Origin of the sequence: Paenibacillus sp. OAE614 (genome assembly GCF_040546645.1) — a bacterium.
GTDB lineage: Bacteria > Bacillota > Bacilli > Paenibacillales > Paenibacillaceae > Paenibacillus_AQ > Paenibacillus_AQ favisporus.
On sequence record NZ_JBEPOD010000001.1, the window covers coordinates 4611968 to 4629092 of the forward strand.

General features: G+C 54.8%; 13 protein-coding genes. All 13 read right to left on the reverse strand.

Annotated features, from left to right (window positions below):
• Positions 1–167 precede the first annotated feature (167 nt).
• Entirely contained in the window at positions 168–1133 is a 966-nt protein-coding gene (gene spoIIGA / locus ABIE48_RS21345; RefSeq protein WP_145023629.1) for a sigma-E processing peptidase SpoIIGA, read from the reverse strand.
• A gap of 477 nt (positions 1134–1610) precedes the next feature.
• Complete coding sequence (gene ftsZ / locus ABIE48_RS21350) at positions 1611–2738, reverse strand: cell division protein FtsZ (RefSeq protein ID WP_076169858.1); 1128 nt, start codon at positions 2736–2738, stop codon at positions 1611–1613.
• A 61-nt stretch (positions 2739–2799) separates the two neighbouring features.
• Positions 2800–4080, reverse strand: coding sequence for a cell division protein FtsA (gene ftsA / locus ABIE48_RS21355; RefSeq protein WP_076169857.1), 1281 nt, complete (start codon positions 4078–4080; stop codon positions 2800–2802).
• A gap of 195 nt (positions 4081–4275) precedes the next feature.
• On the reverse strand, positions 4276–5043 hold the full coding sequence (locus ABIE48_RS21360; protein ID WP_089548184.1) for a cell division protein FtsQ/DivIB: 768 nt from the start codon (positions 5041–5043) through the stop codon (positions 4276–4278).
• 61 nt (positions 5044–5104) lie between these two features.
• Positions 5105–6388 (reverse strand): UDP-N-acetylglucosamine 1-carboxyvinyltransferase, encoded by a 1284-nt coding sequence (gene murA, locus ABIE48_RS21365; protein ID WP_076169855.1) that lies wholly within the window; start codon positions 6386–6388, stop codon positions 5105–5107.
• Between the two features lie 16 nt (positions 6389–6404).
• Positions 6405–7310 carry a UDP-N-acetylmuramate dehydrogenase gene (murB, locus tag ABIE48_RS21370; RefSeq protein ID WP_192715690.1) on the reverse strand — a complete coding sequence of 302 codons (906 nt, stop codon included), beginning with the start codon at positions 7308–7310 and terminating at the stop codon, positions 6405–6407.
• 159 nt (positions 7311–7469) lie between these two features.
• Positions 7470–8579 carry an undecaprenyldiphospho-muramoylpentapeptide beta-N-acetylglucosaminyltransferase gene (gene murG / locus ABIE48_RS21375; protein WP_105444531.1) on the reverse strand — a complete coding sequence of 370 codons (1110 nt, stop codon included), beginning with the start codon at positions 8577–8579 and terminating at the stop codon, positions 7470–7472.
• Positions 8580–8584: 5 nt separating this feature from the next.
• Entirely contained in the window at positions 8585–9682 is a 1098-nt protein-coding gene (gene spoVE, locus ABIE48_RS21380) for a stage V sporulation protein E (protein ID WP_089548187.1), read from the reverse strand.
• Positions 9683–9730: 48 nt separating this feature from the next.
• Positions 9731–11152, reverse strand: coding sequence for a UDP-N-acetylmuramoyl-L-alanine--D-glutamate ligase (gene murD, locus ABIE48_RS21385; RefSeq protein ID WP_192715691.1), 1422 nt, complete (start codon positions 11150–11152; stop codon positions 9731–9733).
• A gap of 3 nt (positions 11153–11155) precedes the next feature.
• Positions 11156–12121, reverse strand: a complete 966-nt coding sequence (gene mraY / locus ABIE48_RS21390) for a phospho-N-acetylmuramoyl-pentapeptide-transferase (protein WP_145023621.1) — start codon at positions 12119–12121, stop codon at positions 11156–11158.
• Between the two features lie 20 nt (positions 12122–12141).
• Entirely contained in the window at positions 12142–13542 is a 1401-nt protein-coding gene (locus ABIE48_RS21395) for a UDP-N-acetylmuramoyl-tripeptide--D-alanyl-D-alanine ligase (protein ID WP_354520674.1), read from the reverse strand.
• The gene (locus tag ABIE48_RS21400; protein WP_192715692.1) at positions 13542–15029 is read right to left on the reverse strand and encodes a UDP-N-acetylmuramoyl-L-alanyl-D-glutamate--2,6-diaminopimelate ligase; all 1488 of its coding nucleotides are present in this window, start codon (positions 15027–15029) and stop codon (positions 13542–13544) included. Before ABIE48_RS21400 ends, ABIE48_RS21395 begins: the two co-directional genes overlap by 1 nt.
• Before the next feature lie 47 nt (positions 15030–15076).
• Positions 15077–17098: a stage V sporulation protein D gene (locus ABIE48_RS21405; protein ID WP_192715693.1), complete on the reverse strand. Its 2022-nt coding sequence runs from the start codon at positions 17096–17098 to the stop codon at positions 15077–15079.
• Positions 17099–17125: the final 27 nt, after the last annotated feature.

Genomic DNA, 17125 nt, shown 5'->3' on the forward strand with positions numbered 1-17125 from the left:
TAAGCATTAGTTTTCCATAGGAAAACGATCTTCGTAAGCATAAGCATTAGTTTTCCGTAGGAAAACGATCTTCGTAAGCATAAGCGTTAGTCTTCCATAGGAAAACGATCTTCGTAAGCGTCTGTTTCGTCTTCCGCAGGCAAACGGTCTTCGACCTTCCCCTGCGATCACAGGTTACCCGCCGTTTCCAATGGCTCGGCTGCTGGACTCTGGGCATCATCCTCAACCAGCTTCGGATGGATAATGGCCTGATACGACCGGTCGCCCGACAGCTGCCCGCCGTCCAGGCCGATCAGCACCTTGCTGGAACGATGGACGCCGTCACCGATCCGAACCTCAACGGCGTCCGGCTTGATGGCCAGCATGAACGAGGCGCTGCGGTTCACCCCCCGATAGGGAACGAGACGAAGCCGGTCCTGCCACGCAAAATCCATATGTTCCAGCTCCATCACCAGTTTGTCCGGCTCTCCATCGGCCAGCCTTTCGCACCATCCCGAAGGCAGGCGGTCCGTCCACAGCGAAGCTTCCATGACCATCACCGGCGTTCTCGTCAGCGGATCGCTCAGCTGATTGCCCGTATCCAGCAGCCCTCTGCAGGTCACCCGGTGACCGCCGATCTCGACGGCCACCTCGCCCATAAATACAGAACGGCTTTCCAGCTGCTTCCGGGTCGAGTGAACCATTTTGAACCACAGCAGCATGCCAAACACCCCGATGAAGGTAAACCAGAACCCGATCTTCAGCTCAAACGACATGCCGCCTGAAGCCGTGAACCAAATCCCATTAAAAATTTCTCCCGAATTTTGCAGCAAATAATGTATCCCGATAATCCCCCCGGCCACCGCAAAATTGATAATATAAAAGGCCCCCATATTCCGGATATAGTTTTGAAGACTTCCAAAACCGAAGGTTATCCATAACATCAGCAGGGATAAACCCAGCTTGACCAAAAAGGTATACATAAACGAGAGCTGCGGCACAAACATCATGACGACATACAGGGCACCCACCACAGCCGCCACAATCAATCTCCACCACGGGGGCTTCAGCTTCCGCATCCAGGCTGTAAGCCAGAGCAGTGCACCGTCGATCAGCAGATTCGTGATGAATATCAAATCAATATACACAACCAGTGCTTATCACCTGCCTGACGCCTTTCATGTTTATGGAATGATTGGATCCATAACGCATACACGGTACCGCCGATATTCTCTTAAGCATTTTTGGGAGATGTGATTAGTATAAAAATAATACGGTTCAAAGTCTGTCTAAAATTGGAAGGGACTCCTGAACTTTTTTTGTCGAGTTCCGTTCTTTTATAGAGGAAGTTTCGGGGAAAAAGAAGCGTAAGCCGCAGTTGGCATGGGATTCGACACTCCCATATCTATCATCAAATTGTTATAAGTATTACATCCGGATTTAATGACATATGATGAACTCTGTAAAGAGGAACGCCTTCAGGCATTGGCACGGATGACAGAAATGACCGAGTGCACTCAAACAAAAGTTTTTCGAGCAACGATGTTTCGTTTCCAACGGATTCCCGATTCTACAAAAAAACACCCGCATTTCCGAAGAAATGCGGGTGTTTGACGGATGGAATGACATCCTTAGTCGTTATTGTTCTGACGGGAACGATTCCGCAGGAACGTTGGAATGTCCAATTGATCGCTGCTTGTCTGGTTCCCGAACGGACGCAGATTGTTCGTGTTGTTGCTGCGCGATTCCGCAGGTTCCGACGGCGCCGGTGTTCCCTGCTTGCGCACCTGAGGCTGCTGCACAGGACGGTTCTCAAACCCGGTCGCGATGACCGTTACTTTGATTTCATCCTTCATGCTCTCTTCAATAATAGCGCCGAAGATCATATTGACCTCCGGATCCGATGCCGAGGTAACGATTTCCGCCGCTTCATTGACTTCATACAGCGACAAATTCGCGCCTCCCGTAATGTTCATGATGACGCCGAGTGCACCTTCGATCGAAGTTTCGAGCAGCGGGCTCATAATCGCTTTACGTGCAGCTTCGGCTGCACGGTTTTCGCCTGTCGCTATGCCGATCCCCATCAAAGCCGAACCGCGTTCGGTCATGATTGTTTTGACGTCGGCGAAGTCAAGGTTGATCAGGCCGGGCACCTTGATCAAGTCCGAAATGCCCTGTACCGCTTGACGCAGCACGTTGTCCGCCTCGCGGAATGCCTCCATCATCGGTGTTTTTTTATCAACGATTTCTAATAGCCGATCATTCGGAATAACGATAAGTGTATCGACTTTTTCCTTTAAGGCTTCGATACCGAGCACAGCCTGGGTGGAACGCTTGCGTCCTTCAAATGTAAACGGCCGTGTCACCACACCGACCGTCAGTGCGCCGCATTCCTTGGCGATTTCCGCGATGACAGGAGCGGCACCCGTTCCGGTACCTCCGCCCATCCCCGCAGTAACGAAGACCATGTCTGCACCCTTCAGCGTATTCATAATCAAATCGCGGGATTCTTCGGCTGCTTTCTTGCCGACCTCCGGATTTGCGCCTGCGCCCAATCCGCGGGTCAGTTTGTCCCCGATTTGCAGTTTGTGTTCCGATTTGGCCATATGCAATGCTTGGGCGTCTGTGTTCACCGTAATGAATTCTACGCCTTGCACGCCATTCTCGATCATCCGGTTTACAGCGTTGCTGCCGCCGCCGCCCACACCGATCACTTTAATTTGAGCCAAGCTCTCCATTTCAAAATCAAATTCCAACATATTTCCCCATCTCCCCCTCATTGTGCATGGATGGCCCGTCCACGTTATATGGAAAACCTGCTTAGATGAATTCGCTGAACATTTTCTTCAACCGTTCGATAATACCCGGATTCTGGGCTGACTCCGAGTTGGTAGCAGGATTCGCTTTCGGTCGGTTCACTGTTTTCTTCACATTACTGGTATTGGCACTCGCCGTGTTGTTGGTGCTGCGCACGCGAATGTTGCGGATCACGTTGTGCAGTACCCCCACACCGCTCGTATAGCCGGGATCTCTGACCCCGATATAATCAGGCACGGCGATTCGGACCGAAGCCGCCAGCTCACCCTGTGCCACCTGAAGAACACCAGGCATGGAAACAGTTCCGCCTGTAAGAATATAACCTCCAGGCAGCTCGCTGTAACCAAGCCGCTTCACTTCTTCGCGGATCAGGTGGAAAATTTCCTGTACCCGAGGCTCGACGATAGCCGCCAAATCCTCCTGGGTAAACTCCTTCTCCACGTTGCTTCCGATGCGGACCACCTTGAAGGTGACGTCCGGAGCGGCATCGGCCATTAACGCACAGCCGTATTTCAGTTTCACTTTCTCGGCCTGGTCGGTCAGCGTCCGCAACCCGTAAGCGATATCGTTGGTTACGAATTCCCCGCCGATCGGCAAAGAGGATGTCGCTGCGATCGTTCCCGCCTCAAACACGGCAATCGTCGTTGAGCCCGCACCGATGTCAACCAGAACGGATCCCATCGTCTTCTCATCCTTGGACAAAGCCAGCTGGCCCGCTCCCAAAGACATCAGGACCAAATCCTTGATCTTGAGTCCTGCCTTCTCCACACAGCGCAAAAGATTATGTATGGCTGTCTTAGCGCCGGTAATAATGATGGCCTCCACTTCCAAGCGGACACCGATCATGCCGCGCGGGTCATGAATTCCCTCCAGCCCGTCTACAACATATTGTTTGGCAACTACATCAATAATTTCCCGGTCCGGCGGTAGAGCGACAACTTCAGCGGCCTTAAGCACGCGTTCGATGTCTTCCTCGCCGATTTCCCGATCCTCATTCGATACCGCCACAACACCGTGGCTTGATTGAAGTCCGATAGTATTCCCCGAAATGCCGACATAGACCTCCGATATTTGAATACCGACCATACGCTCCGCGTGGTCAACGGCACTGCGGATGGATTGTACAGTCTGGTCAATATCTACGATTGCACCCTTGCGAATTCCTTCCGAGTCGGCAGATCCAACTCCAATAATATTAAAGGTTCCATTATTAACTTCCCCAATAATAGCACGAACTTTGGATGTACCGATGTCCAAACTAACAATGATGTCATTGTTGCTCAACCGTGGCACCTCCTGTTTTTATAAAATAACTGCGTAAAAAGACACTCAACTTTACATATTCAACATACATGATTCTTTCCCTCTTTTTTCTACAAATTTTTCAATTGCCAATCTTTGTTACGAATCTCTTCAAAATCAGAAGAAAAAAGAGGGAGATTTCATACTTGTCCGTAATTTTAATTGTAGCATTTTTTACTATTCATGAGTAGTGGCATTTTGGTCGCCGTTTTCCTCGCCGGAAGGCTCGAAAGGAACGTAGGAATCAGCCTCCAGCATTGTGATGATACCCGGCTCTTCCGTCTCTATGACTTGGTTAAGATATTCGACCTTGTCTTTTAATAGCGAGATGGCCGTAATGACCTCAAACCGCGAGCGGGTGTACAGCTTGATCCGGTCCGGGAAGGACTCCGTCGGCGACGGGATGATCTCCGAGATGTCGGAGGTCAGTTCATTCGGAATTTGCCCCAGCACCTTGCAGAGCGCTGCTTTGTTCGGATCGGAGGCATTCCATTTCGTCAGGATCGGCTTCTCCACCGCGATTCCGGTGTTGTTCACCGAAACCGTCGCACCGCTGGAAAGGATCGCCTGCAGATCCCCCTCCGCGGCAAGCTCGTACGCAACGGTAGGATACTCCTCGATCGTAACGTTAATGACGCCCGGAAACTGCTTGTCCACCGTCGCCTTTTGAATCGATTTCACCTTGAGCAGGCTGCTCTCCACCTTGGACGGAGATACGCCGAAGAACTGGCTGCCAACCTGCAGGCCGCTGGCCTTCAGCAGCTCGTCCCTTGTCGTAAATGTATTGCCTTTGAAATGAACCTCCGTAACCTGGCTCATCGTCGAACGAAAGAACAGAACGGAAAGGATCACGATAAATAGCAGCAGCAGGATCCAAATAATACGTTTGCTGGCTTTTCTTTTAGGCTTGTCTTCTTTTAAAACAGGAATTTGGGCGTTAGGCATAGGATACTCTCCATAAAATGCCTCTTATCCCCTTCAACTGGCGAAGGGGATAAGCATGGCGTTAATTAGCTAAATCAAGCGGTTTGGGTACCGGGGTAAACCGATGTATATCCGCTCCGAGTTTTTGGAACAGCATTTCGATATGATCATAACCGCGGTCGATATGATGCACCTGCTCCACAACCGTTTTGCCCTGTGCAGCCAGACCGGCAATGACCAGCGCGGCGCCGGCCCGCAAGTCCGTGGCTTCAACCGTGGCCCCGTATAGGCGCTGCACCCCGCGGATAAAAGCGCTGTTCAGGTCGATAGTAATATCCGCGCCCATACGGGTTAGCTCGTCGACATGCTTGAACCGGCCTTCAAATACCGTCTCCTTCATGACGCTGAAACCGTCGGCTAACGACAGCAGCACCATGACCTGGGACTGCAAGTCGGTGGGAAACGACGGATACGGTGATGTTACGATCCGTTCCACCGCTTTGGGGCGGCTCATGCAGCTTACGCTCATTATATCATTGAGAATACTGATTTGAACACCAGCGCGCTTCAGCACGTGGATAAGCGAAGACAAGTGCGCGGGATTGCAGTGCGTCAAAGTGACGTTCCCCCGCGTCGCCGCCGCGGCAATCATGACGGTTCCGGCTACGATCCGGTCAGGAATTATTTCATAAGTGCACGGGGTCAGCTGCTGAACCCCTTGGATCGTGATCGTATCTGTACCTGCGCCGATAATGCTGGCTCCCATCCTGTTCAAGAAGTTGGCCAAGTCCTGGATTTCCGGTTCGCGCGCGGCGTTCGAAATCGTCGTCGTTCCGCTGGCGGTGGCCGCCGCCATCATAATGTTTTCGGTAGCCCCTACGCTGGGAAAATCCAAATGGATGTCGGCACCGGTTAATTTGCGCGCCCTACAAATAATTTGCTGATCTCTCTCCTCAATTTCCGCACCAAGCTCCTGAAGCCCCCGCAGATGAAGGTCGATTTTCCGTTCGCCAATCGCACATCCGCCCGGCTGATAAACGGCAACCTCGCCGAACCTGGCCAGAAGGGGACCCATCAGAAATATGGAGGAACGCATTTGCCCCATTAAGTCTTCCGGCACATGAAACGAATTGGCGGACGATGTATCCACGGTGACCGTCTCCTGCTCATGCAGCGTCTTGCAGCCGATCCTTTCGAGAATGCCCAGCATCACATCAATGTCCAGCAGCCGGGGGACATTATTCAGCCGAACTTCGCCTGCGGCCAGCAAGCTTGCTGCCAAAATCGGCAATGCGGCATTTTTTGCTCCATGGATACGTATGGTTCCTGATAGGGCTTTGCCACCCTCAATCACCAATTTGTCCAATGTATCACCTCCGAGTTTACCGCTCACCAACCGCATACACTTCCGGCATCAGTTCAATGCCGTATTCAGTTTGAATCGTCTCCTGAATGTGATGCATTAATGTGAGCACGTCCTCTGCTGTCGCTTGACCGGTGTTTACAATGAAATTGGCGTGCTGCATGGACACTTCTGCCCCTCCGATCCGTTTGCCCTTCAAACCGGCATGCTCCACCAGCCTGGCGGCATGATCGCCTGGAGGATTGCGGAACACGCTCCCCGCGCAGGCCATCTGCAGCGGTTGGGTGCAGCGCCGGTATTCTTTGAAGCGGGCCATCGCTTCCGCAATTTGCTTGCGGTCTTCAGGCCGCAGCTCAAACACGGCTCTTGCCACGATCCCTTTGCGCTCATGAAGGATGGAGTGACGATAGGCAAAGGCCATCTCTTCTGCAGTGTAAGTCACCAATTCTCCTGTATCCAGTACAATCTCAGCGGACTTGAATATGCGTGACACATCAGACCCGTGGGCTCCGGCGTTCATATACACGGCACCGCCTACGCTTCCGGGTATCCCTCCCGCAAACTCGAGGCCTGTTAAACCTTCTTTTCCGGCCAGGACACTAAGCTTTACGAGGGAGAAGCCTCCTCCGGCGGTAACCCGGTTTCCCTGAAAATGGGCATGATCGAGCTCCCCGCCCAGTTTAATCACGACGCCGCGAAAGCCTTTGTCGGCAACGAGCAGGTTGGAGCCGCGGCCGATCTGCAGCCAGGGGATTTGATTCGCATGCAGCAGGGACATCAGGCTTACCAGCTGCTCCACGCTGCCCGGGATGACAAGCGCGTCGGCAGGACCGCCGATTTTCCAGGTGGTATAGCTCTCGAGAGGTTCATTCCAGCGAATCGTTCCGACATGGGCTTCGGACAGTAGGGACTTCCACTGCTGCATCGCAAAGCATCCTCCTTTATCGTTAAGCGGGAAAGAAGCGGTATGGACCGGTATACTGCGGCCGATCGTAGAACCGTGCCGGTATTCCATGGGTGATTGTCACGATTATAGAGTATCTTATGTAGTACATACCGCGTGTGTGACAATCGCCCACGGCTTTCAGCGGCCCCGCGACAGGCGGCGCATTTCTTCCACGATCACCTTGGCCGAATCCGGTTTACCCAAGCTCCGGGAGCTTGCGGACATTTCCTGCTGCAGATTGTAATTCATCATAATATCTTCAATGGACTCATAGAGGCGCTTGCCCGTCAGTTCTTTCTCCAGGATGACTTTGGCCGCGCCGGCCTTCTCCAACTGTCTTGCGTTGGCCACCTGATGGTTGTTGGTCACATTCGGGGAAGGAATGAGAACGGATGGAATCCCGAGCGATGTGATCTCCGCCAGGAACGAAGCCCCTGCACGGTTGACGATCAGGGATGTCGCCGCAAGCACTTCCGGCATGTTATGAATATACGGCAAAACGTGAAGATGATTAGGAAGGCTTCCAAGCCGGCTCCTGATATCCTCACGCGTTTGGTCAAAATAAGTTTCTCCGGTCACATAAACGAAATGGATATGCTTCAGCTTCTCAAGCCGCGGCGCCATTTCGATCATGGCGTCGTTAATCGCCTTGGCTCCTCTGCTGCCGCCCACAATCAGAACGACCGAGCTGTTCATCGGAATGCCCAGTGTGGCAAAACCTCTTTCCCGGTTCGCCGTCTGAACCGTCGTCGCCCGCGGATTCCCGGTGTAAATCACCCGTTTGGCTTTGGGAAAGGCGCCTTCGGAACCTTCAAAGCTTACGGCGACCGTGCTGACGTACCGGCTCAGAAACTGATTCGTCAGCCCAGGGATGGCGTTCTGTTCATGAATGATGCTCGGAATGCCGAGCTTCGCAGCCGCGTACACCACGGGACCGCAGACATAGCCGCCGGTGCCGATGACAACGTCCGGCTTAAATTCTTTCAGCAGCTTCTTGGATGTTTGGACTCCCTTTAGAAAACGCATAACCGTTTTCACATTGTCCATCGATAGCTTACGGCGAAACCCCGTAATGTCGATGGCTTCGAAAGGGAGATTTTCTTGGGGGACGAGCTTGCTCTCCAGCCCCCGGGTACCGCCAATATATAAAAATTCGGAATCAGGATCTTCCGCCTCACATTGTCTCGCGACAGCGACGGCCGGGTAAATATGTCCTCCCGTGCCGCCGCCGGATAATACGACGCGCAATGTATTCACCTCGCATAACGTGATAGATTAAGTAAAATGCCGAGCGCGGTCAGCATCAGAGTTAAAGATGAGCCTCCGTAACTGATCAGCGGGAGCGTAATTCCGGTGACCGGCATCATGCCGATGACCACGCCGATGTTAATGACGACCTGGACGGCAACCATGCCGATAATGCCGACGGCCAGCAGGCTTCCGAACCGGTCGGGGATCGTCATGGCCACTCGCATCCCCCGCCATACGAGCACAAGGAACAGCAGCAGCACGATCAGACCGCCGATGAATCCGAGCTCCTCCGCCAGAATGGAGAAAATAAAGTCGGTCTGGGGCTCGGGCACGTAGCTGTATTTCTGCCGGCTCATTCCGAGTCCGAGCCCCCCGAGTCCGCCGGGGCCGATCGCATACAGCGACTGGATGATCTGGTAACCGGCTCCGAGCGGATCCGACCATGGGTCAAGAAAAGCGGTAATACGCTTCAGCCGGTAGGGCGCGGCAATGATCAGGCCCGCAAAGCCAGCTACCCCGCCGAGCCCGAGAAAGCCCAGATGGCTCAGCTTGGCCCCTGCCGTAAAAACGATCATCATCGACGCGCCAAGCATCACCGTACCGGTTCCCAAATCCGGCTGCATCATGATCAGCCCGAAGGCCAGTCCAATCAGACCGAGAGGCGGGAGCAGGCCTTTGCCAAACGCCGTAATGTTGAAGTTCTCGCTGCTCAGCCACTTTGACAGGAACAGAATCATCCCGAGCTTCATAAATTCGGAGGGCTGAATGCCGAAGGAGCTGATCCCGAGCCAGCTCCGTGCACCCCCGCGCACAACGCCGATGCCCGGAATCAGGACGATGACGAGCAGCCCGAAGCAGATGATCAGTCCCGCCTTGGCGTATTTTTTCCATACATGGTAGTCCAAATTTGCGGTAAAAAACATCGCGACCAGTCCGAGTCCGGCAAACAGCATCTGTCGCTTGACGAAATAGAATGAGTCGCCGTAATCGTGAAAGCCCAGTACGGAGCCTGCACTGTATACCATGATCATGCCGATCGTCAGCAGGCCCAAAATACAAAGAAGGAGCCACAGATCCGGCGCCGGTCGTGTCTTGTTCATGAGGAGGCCACCTTTTGCCAGGAAGTAGGGGCTTATCCACCCCCCTACTTAAAGATTATGCACCGCCTCTTTAAAAATGCGTCCGCGCTCCTCATATGAGGTAAACATGTCCCAGCTCGCGCAGGCCGGCGAGAGCAAAACGACATCCCCGGCTTCGGCGAGAGCTGCGGCCTCTTGTACCGCGGAACGCAGCACAGCGGCGGCGTCCTCACCAGTATCGGCCTTGCGGATATGCTTTAATCCGGCCATTTCGGCAACTTTCGCGATTTTATCCGCCGTTTCGCCGAGCACCACGACCGCCTTGACGTGCTCGCTCAGCAGCGGCATCAGCTCCATGTAATCCGAGCCGCGGTCCAGACCGCCGGCAATCAGCACGACCGGCTGATGGAACGAGGTGAGCGCCATGCCTGTCGCTTTGGCGTTCGTCGCTTTGGAATTGTTGTAATAGGCAGCTCCGCCGACGTCTCTGACATACTCCAAGCGGTGCTCCACCCCGTGGAACGAAGCCAGAGGTTCGGCTAACCGGTCTGGTGCGGCGCCGGCTGCGATCGCGATCGCGCAGGCCGCTGCGGCATTTGCGACGTTAAACCGGCCGGGAATACCAATTTCCTTCACGGGGATGATTACCTGGGACCGCCCGTCCGAATCGCGGTATACGATGCTGCGCTCTAGGTCGTCTTCCGTGTCCGGAATATAAGGCGGGCTCACATACACGCCGACTTGCAGTTCTTCCGTCACCGAGAACGGAAGCAGCTGGGCCTTTATATAAGGCACCAGGCTGCGGCAGTAAGAATCATCCCAATTGAGGACCGCGGTATCATCCTCTTTCTGGTTGGCGAACATTTTCGCTTTGGAAGAAGCATAGTCTTCCATGCTGCCATGATAATCAAGATGGGTTTCCGTCAGGTTCAGCAGGCAGCCGATACGCGGACGGAAATCCGTCGTTCCTTTCAGCTGGAAGCTGCTGAGCTCGGTCACCATCCAGTTGCCCGCATCGGCATGCTGCGCCGCTTCACACAGCGGCGTGCCGATGTTGCCGGCGACGATCGGACGCATACCGGCCGCTTCCAGCATGTTGCCCACCCACGTCGTGGTGGTCGTTTTGCCGTTGGAGCCGGTGATCCCGATAATCGGCGCCTTGCAGATGTGATAGGCGACTTCCACCTCGGTCACCACTTCGATCCCGAGCTTCAGCGCCTCCTGCACCGGCGGAGCTGTGTACGGAATCCCCGGATTTTTGACGAGCAGAGAAATACCGGGATGAACCAGCCCCTCGGGATGACCACCGCAAATGACGGTGATTCCCAAGGGCTCCAGTTCCCCGGCTTCGGGACATTGATCCTTTTCCTTTCGATCATTCACAGTAACAATCGCTCCGGCCTGGTGCAGTACTTTGGCGACCTGCACGCCGCTTCGGGCAAGCCCGAGCACTACGATCTCTTTACCCCTGTACGAATCTGGATGCTTCATCTTCTACAACCCCTTGTTCAAGTAAAGTCCAAGTCCCGCGAGCACGATGCCTACCGCCCAGAAGGTCATGACGACCCGCCATTCGGACCATCCGGTCAGCTCGAAATGATGGTGAATCGGACTCATTTTAAAGATACGTTTGCCCCGGGTCTTGAATGATGCGACCTGAAGAACGACGGACAGCATTTCGATGACGAACACGCCGCCGATCACGATAAACAGCAGCTCGGTTTTGGTGACGATGGCGATGCCGCCGATGGCTCCGCCAATGCCGAGCGAACCTGTATCCCCCATGAATACTTTGGCCGGGTGGGCGTTAAATACAAGAAACCCGAGCACCGCCCCGATCATGGCAGCGGCACAAACGGCGGCCGACAGCGAGGTCGCCTGCATGGCGACGATGGCGAAAGCGGCAAAAGCGATGGCGCTGACGCCGGACAGCAGTCCGTCGACCCCGTCCGTGAAATTGACCGCGTTGGTCACGGCCATCATCATAATGACAATGAACGGATAATAGAACCATCCGCTCCAGTCAAACGACCAAGACGTTCCCGGTACGCTGATCGCCGTGCTGTGGCCGTTCTTGATGAGCAGGTAACACATGATCGCCGCGAAGAGCAGCTGCAGGATAAGCTTCTGTTTCGCCGTCAGTCCGAGCGAACGCTTGAACACGATTTTAATATAATCATCAAGAAACCCGATCAGGCCGAAGCCAAGCGTGGCTACGAGCAGCACGTAAAAATCCGTATTAATGACGGAAAATTTCAGAAAAGCAAGCGTAAAAGCCAAAATAATGACGATTCCGCCCATTGTAGGCGTTCCCGCCTTCTTCAAATGGGTCTGCGGCCCGTCGTCGCGGACCTGCTGGCCGAACTTCATACGCCTGAGCAGCGGAATAAGCAGCGGAGCGGCAATCACCGCGAGAATAAAAGATACACCGATCGTTAACAGCAATAGTTGATAGTCCATGGATTCACCCCCTCTGTGCGCTATTTCTGCAAGTTTTCCTTAACTAGAGCATCCACAATTTCTTCGAGCTTCATACCCCGCGACGCCTTGACGAGCACCACATCTTTGGCATGAACGCGCTTGATGAGATGAGGGATCAGCTCAGCTTTATCCGTAAAAGAAAATACGCTCAGATCCGGACGAATCTTCCGGGCCGCTTCAGCGGTCTCCTCCGACAACGGTCCGTACGTGTACAGCACATCCACCCGGTCCGCCGCGGCGTACTGCCCGATCTCGGCATGGAACTCCTTCTCCTGCGGCCCAAGCTCCAGCATGTCCCCCAGCACGGCCACCTTGTGATGATAACCTTTGAGACTATGAAGCGCGTCGATCGCGGCCTTCATGGAGGTCGGGCTGGCATTGTAGGCGTCGTTCAGAATGGTCAGCCCGCTCGGCGCCACGATTTGCTCGATCCGCATCCCGGTCAGATGCAGTCCAGTCAGTCCCGTGCGGATGTTCTCCTCGGTAATGCCGAAATGGCGGGCCACCGCGAGAGCTGCAAGGCAGTTAATGACGTTATGCTGGCCAAGCAGCGGCAGATCCAGCCCCTCCTCCGGATGCAGCAGCGACGTAAAAATAATCCCCTTGCTGTGGAACATCATCCCTGTGGGGTAATCGTCGTTGCTCTGATCCAACCCGAACGTAAAGGTCCGGAGCCCCTTGGGTTTCACCGTTTCGGCTTCGCCGAGCACCGTAGGAATCAGCGGCTCGTCGCCATGGTAGATCAGCAGGCCGCCGGGCTTCATGCCGCTAATAATTTCCACCTTGGCCCGGGCGATTTCATGTCTTGAACCGAGCTGAAGCAGATGCGCTTCCCCGATATTAGTAATGACCGCTACATCAGGACGGGCGATTTGGGAGAGACGCTCGATCTCATGCCGGCCGCTCATTCCCATCTCCAATACGGCAATTTCCGTATCCGCCGGCATCTCTAAAATGGTTAAGGGCAGTCCAATATGATTATTGAAATTGCCCCCGGTTTTATGAACTTTATAGGTCGTAGACAGAAGGGTATACACCATATCCTTCGTCGTCGTTTTGCCGTTGCTGCCCGTAATGCCGACTACGCGGCAGCCTACTTCCGCCAAATAGGCCTCAGCCAAGGTCTGCAGCGCCGCAAGCGTGTCATCGACAAGAATGACAGCTCCCGCCGGCGCCTCGCCCCGGTCGCGCTGCCACAGCGTCGCGCCCGCTCCGTCCTTCAGTACGGATTCGGCATAAGCGTGTCCGTCAAAACGTTCCCCGACGAGCGGGACGAACAGGCTTCCTTGCTTTATTTGTCGGGAGTCCGTAAACACGCCTTGAATCGGCAGCTCCCGGTGTTGTTCCTGCGAGAGTGTTCCTCCGCACATGGCGGCCATTTGGCCTAAAGTCGTCGTAATCACTTATCCAATCCCCTTATCGCTTCCTTGGCAACTTCACGGTCGTCGAAGTCATAATTCGTCGTACCAATGGTTTGATAGGTCTCATGACCTTTCCCCGCAATCAATACTACATCCTGAGGGCTTGCCATTTCAATAGCCTTTTGTATAGCCGTCCGCCGGTCCACGATCATCTCATAACGCTCCTGCGGAACACTGTCATCCTTCAGACCCTGCTCGATGTCCTTCAGAATCAGCTCCGGGTCTTCCGTTCTCGGGTTGTCGGATGTGACAAAAATGAAGTCGCTGTACTTGGCCGCGATCTTGCCCATGATCGGACGTTTGGTCCGGTCCCGGTCTCCGCCGCAGCCAAACACGGTGATGACCCGGCCTTCGGCGAATTCGTTGACCGTCTTCAGCACGTTCTCCAGACCGTCAGGCGTATGCGCGTAATCGACGATAACGGCAAAAGGCTGTCCGGCATCCACCGACTCGACCCGACCGGCCACGCCCGGTACCGATTCAAGGCTGCGCTTGATATTGTCCAGTTCAATGCCTTCCAGCAGGCCGGCGGTGATGGCGGCCAGCGCATTGTAGACGTTGAACTTGCCGACCATTCTCAGCTGGATATCGGCGCTGCCCCGGAAGGTGTCCACATGGAAGGAAGTTCCCTGCGCCGTCACCTTGACGCCGGTTGCCCGGACGTCCGCGCTGTTCTCAACACCGTATGTAATGACTTCGGCTGCCGTAATTTTGGCGAAGTAGGAGGATGCTTCATCATCCGCATTCAGCACGGCAAACTTGCGCTGCTCCGGCTGATGGGCGAATTTGTTGCCCAGGCGGGCGAAAAACAAGCCTTTGGCCGCGCGGTATTCCTCCATCGTTTTATGATAATCGAGGTGGTCCTGCGTCAGGTTGGTGAAAATGGCGGTGCGGAAGTCGGTGCCCTTCACCCGTCCCTGCTCCAGCGCATGGGAGGATACCTCCATCACGCAACACTCCACGCCGTTCGCCGTCATGTCATCCAGGGAACGCTGAAGCTCCAGCGCTTCCGGCGTCGTGCCCGACATCGGGAAGGTCCGTCCGCCGTATCGCATCTGGATCGTGCCGATCAGGCCGGTGTTGACCCCTTGGTCGCTCATCATTTTTTCGATGAGGTAGGTTGTGGTCGTCTTGCCGTTGGTTCCCGTCACGCCAATCATCTTCATGTGGGAGCTTGGCGACCCGAAAAACACATCGGCCAGAACGGCCATGGCAAACCGGCAGTCCTTGACCACGATCTGCGGGAGGTCGATGTCCAGCTTCCGCTCGACAACGAGCGCCACCGCCCCTTGTTCCGCAGCCTGGCTGGCATAGTCATGACCGTCGACCGTGTGGCCCGGGAGGCAGATAAACAAGTCTCCCGGCGCCACTTTACGCGAATCCACCTGGATGTTCGTAATCGTAATGTCGCCGTCTCCGATAATTTGTGCCGTCGTTAATGCTGATGCCAGTTCATTTAGTTTCATCTCTTGATCCCTCACTCTAGTTCTATTAGTCTCGAATATCGCCGCAATCAATTATGGGTTGAGGCATCATTCTGCTGTGTGCCGGTTCCGTCCTGAGACGCTTCCGGATCATCCTGCGCTTCGTCCGCATCGCTCTGATCCTTCACGTCAGCGTCCGTTCCCATATAAATCCGGATCGTGGACCCCCGCTCCACGCGGCTGCCCGGTTTGGGCGCCTGGCTGATGACCGTGTTCCCGGTACCGGACTTAGCCAGCATAAAATTCATGTTCAGATCCTCGTATAAATCTTCAACCGTCGCTCCCACCAGGTCAGGAACGGTGTCGATCGGCGTATCTCCGTATTTATAAGTTTTCGGCAGCTGATCCTTGCGCTCCGGCACCTTCAGCACATGCAGCGAATCCTCGAGAATGTGCTGGACGATCGGCGCCGCCACGACGCCGCCGAATTGAATGCCGGCCGGATTATCCACCGCGGTGTAAACAACGATTTGCGGGTCGTCCGCCGGGGCAAAGCCGATAAAAGAAACGATATGCTCCGTGGAGGAGTAGCGGCCGTTGACGACGATCTGGGCGGTACCCGTCTTGCCGCCGACACGGTATCCGTCGATGAAAGCGGGTCTGCCTGTCCCTTTGGCCACTACGCTCTCCAGCGCTTCGCGCACCTGCTTGGACGTATCCTCCGATATAACTTGTCTGACCAGCGTCGGCTTCGTTTCGCTCACCGTTTCGCCGGTCTCCGGATTAATCCAGGCTTTGGCAACGTAAGGCTTAAACAGCTTGCCACCGTTGACGGCAGCCGACACGGCGGCCACCTGCTGGATCGGCGTCACGGACACCCCTTGTCCGAAAGCCGTCGTGGCCAGTTCGACCGGGCCCACCTGGGACGGCTTGAACAGGATGCCGTTCTCTTCCCCGTTCAGATCGATGCCCGTTTTGGAGCCGAACCCGAAATTGCGGATATAGTTAAACAGCGAATCTTTGCCCAACCGCTGACCCAGAACGACAAACCCCGGGTTACAGGAGTTTTCCACGACCTGCAGGAACGTTTCGCTGCCGTGGCCGCCCCGCTTCCAGCATCTCAGGCTGGCTCCCCCGACCTTGATATATCCCGGATCAAAAAACTGCTCATTCTTGAGGTCCACCTTCTTCTCCTGAAGAGCGGCCGCCAGCGTAATGATCTTGAAGGTCGAACCGGGCTCGTACGTCATCCAGATCGGCAGGTTCCGGTTATACACTTCGGATGGATATTCCTGATAATTCGCCGGCTCAAATCCCGGACGGCTGGCCATCCCCAGAATCTCTCCGGTTTTCGGGTTCATGGCGATCGACCAGGCGCCGCGGGCCTGGTACTGAACCATCGCCTGGTCCAGCTCCCTCTCCATAATCGACTGAATCGATTTGTCGATCGTCAGCTGGAGGTTAAGGCCGTCTCTGGGCTCCTCGTATTTCTCGGAAGATCCCGGCATGAGCCTGCCCCCCGCATCGGACAAATAGGAGACGCTGCCGTTAATCCCCTGCAGCTTGGTGTCATATCTCTGCTCGATCCCGGTCAAGCCCTGGTTGTCGATGCCCGTAAAGCCCAGAATGTGCCCGGCAAGGTCGCCGTAGGGGTAAAACCGCTTATTGTCCTCAGCAACGACGATACCCGGCAGCTCTAAATCACGAATTTTCTGAGCAAGCTCCATCGTAATTTTGCGTCCACCGGGTTGCAGTCGTTCAATCCTTGATTTCTTCGTAATAGACTTCATAATCTTGTCTTCGCTCATACCCAGCAGAGGAGCCAGCGTCTTCGCCGTCTTCTCGGGCTCCTTGATCTGAACAGGGATCGCCATGATCGTCGGCGTGCTTATATTATAAGCCAAGGGCGTCCCATTGCGGTCCTGAATCTCGCCCCTCTTGGCCGTTGACGGAATTTCCCGGCGCCAGTTCTCCTCGGCCTTGGCGGATAATTCGCTGCTCTTTCCAAGCTGCACATAGGCTAGCCTCACGATCAGAGCGGCGAACAACAGGCACAGGATCAGCAAGCTCCACAGCAGCCTCCGCCTCATGGTGACGTTTGAAACCTTCATTTGTTATCCCTCCCCGCTTCCCTACAG

Bases quoted from the DNA above. Each gene is read 5' to 3' on its own strand.
- ABIE48_RS21405 (WP_192715693.1), bottom strand. From the start codon at position 17,098: ATGAAGGTTTCAAACGTCACCATGAGGCGGAGGCTGCTGTGGAGCTTG.
- ABIE48_RS21360 (WP_089548184.1), bottom strand. From the start codon at position 5,043: ATGCCTAACGCCCAAATTCCTGTTTTAAAAGAAGACAAGCCTAAAAGA.
- mraY (WP_145023621.1), bottom strand. From the start codon at position 12,121: ATGGACTATCAACTATTGCTGTTAACGATCGGTGTATCTTTTATTCTC.
- murB (WP_192715690.1), bottom strand. From the start codon at position 7,310: ATGCAGCAGTGGAAGTCCCTACTGTCCGAAGCCCATGTCGGAACGATT.
- spoVE (WP_089548187.1), bottom strand. From the start codon at position 9,682: ATGAACAAGACACGACCGGCGCCGGATCTGTGGCTCCTTCTTTGTATT.
- ftsZ (WP_076169858.1), bottom strand. From the start codon at position 2,738: ATGTTGGAATTTGATTTTGAAATGGAGAGCTTGGCTCAAATTAAAGTG.
- ABIE48_RS21400 (WP_192715692.1), bottom strand. From the start codon at position 15,029: ATGAAACTAAATGAACTGGCATCAGCATTAACGACGGCACAAATTATC.
- murD (WP_192715691.1), bottom strand. From the start codon at position 11,152: ATGAAGCATCCAGATTCGTACAGGGGTAAAGAGATCGTAGTGCTCGGG.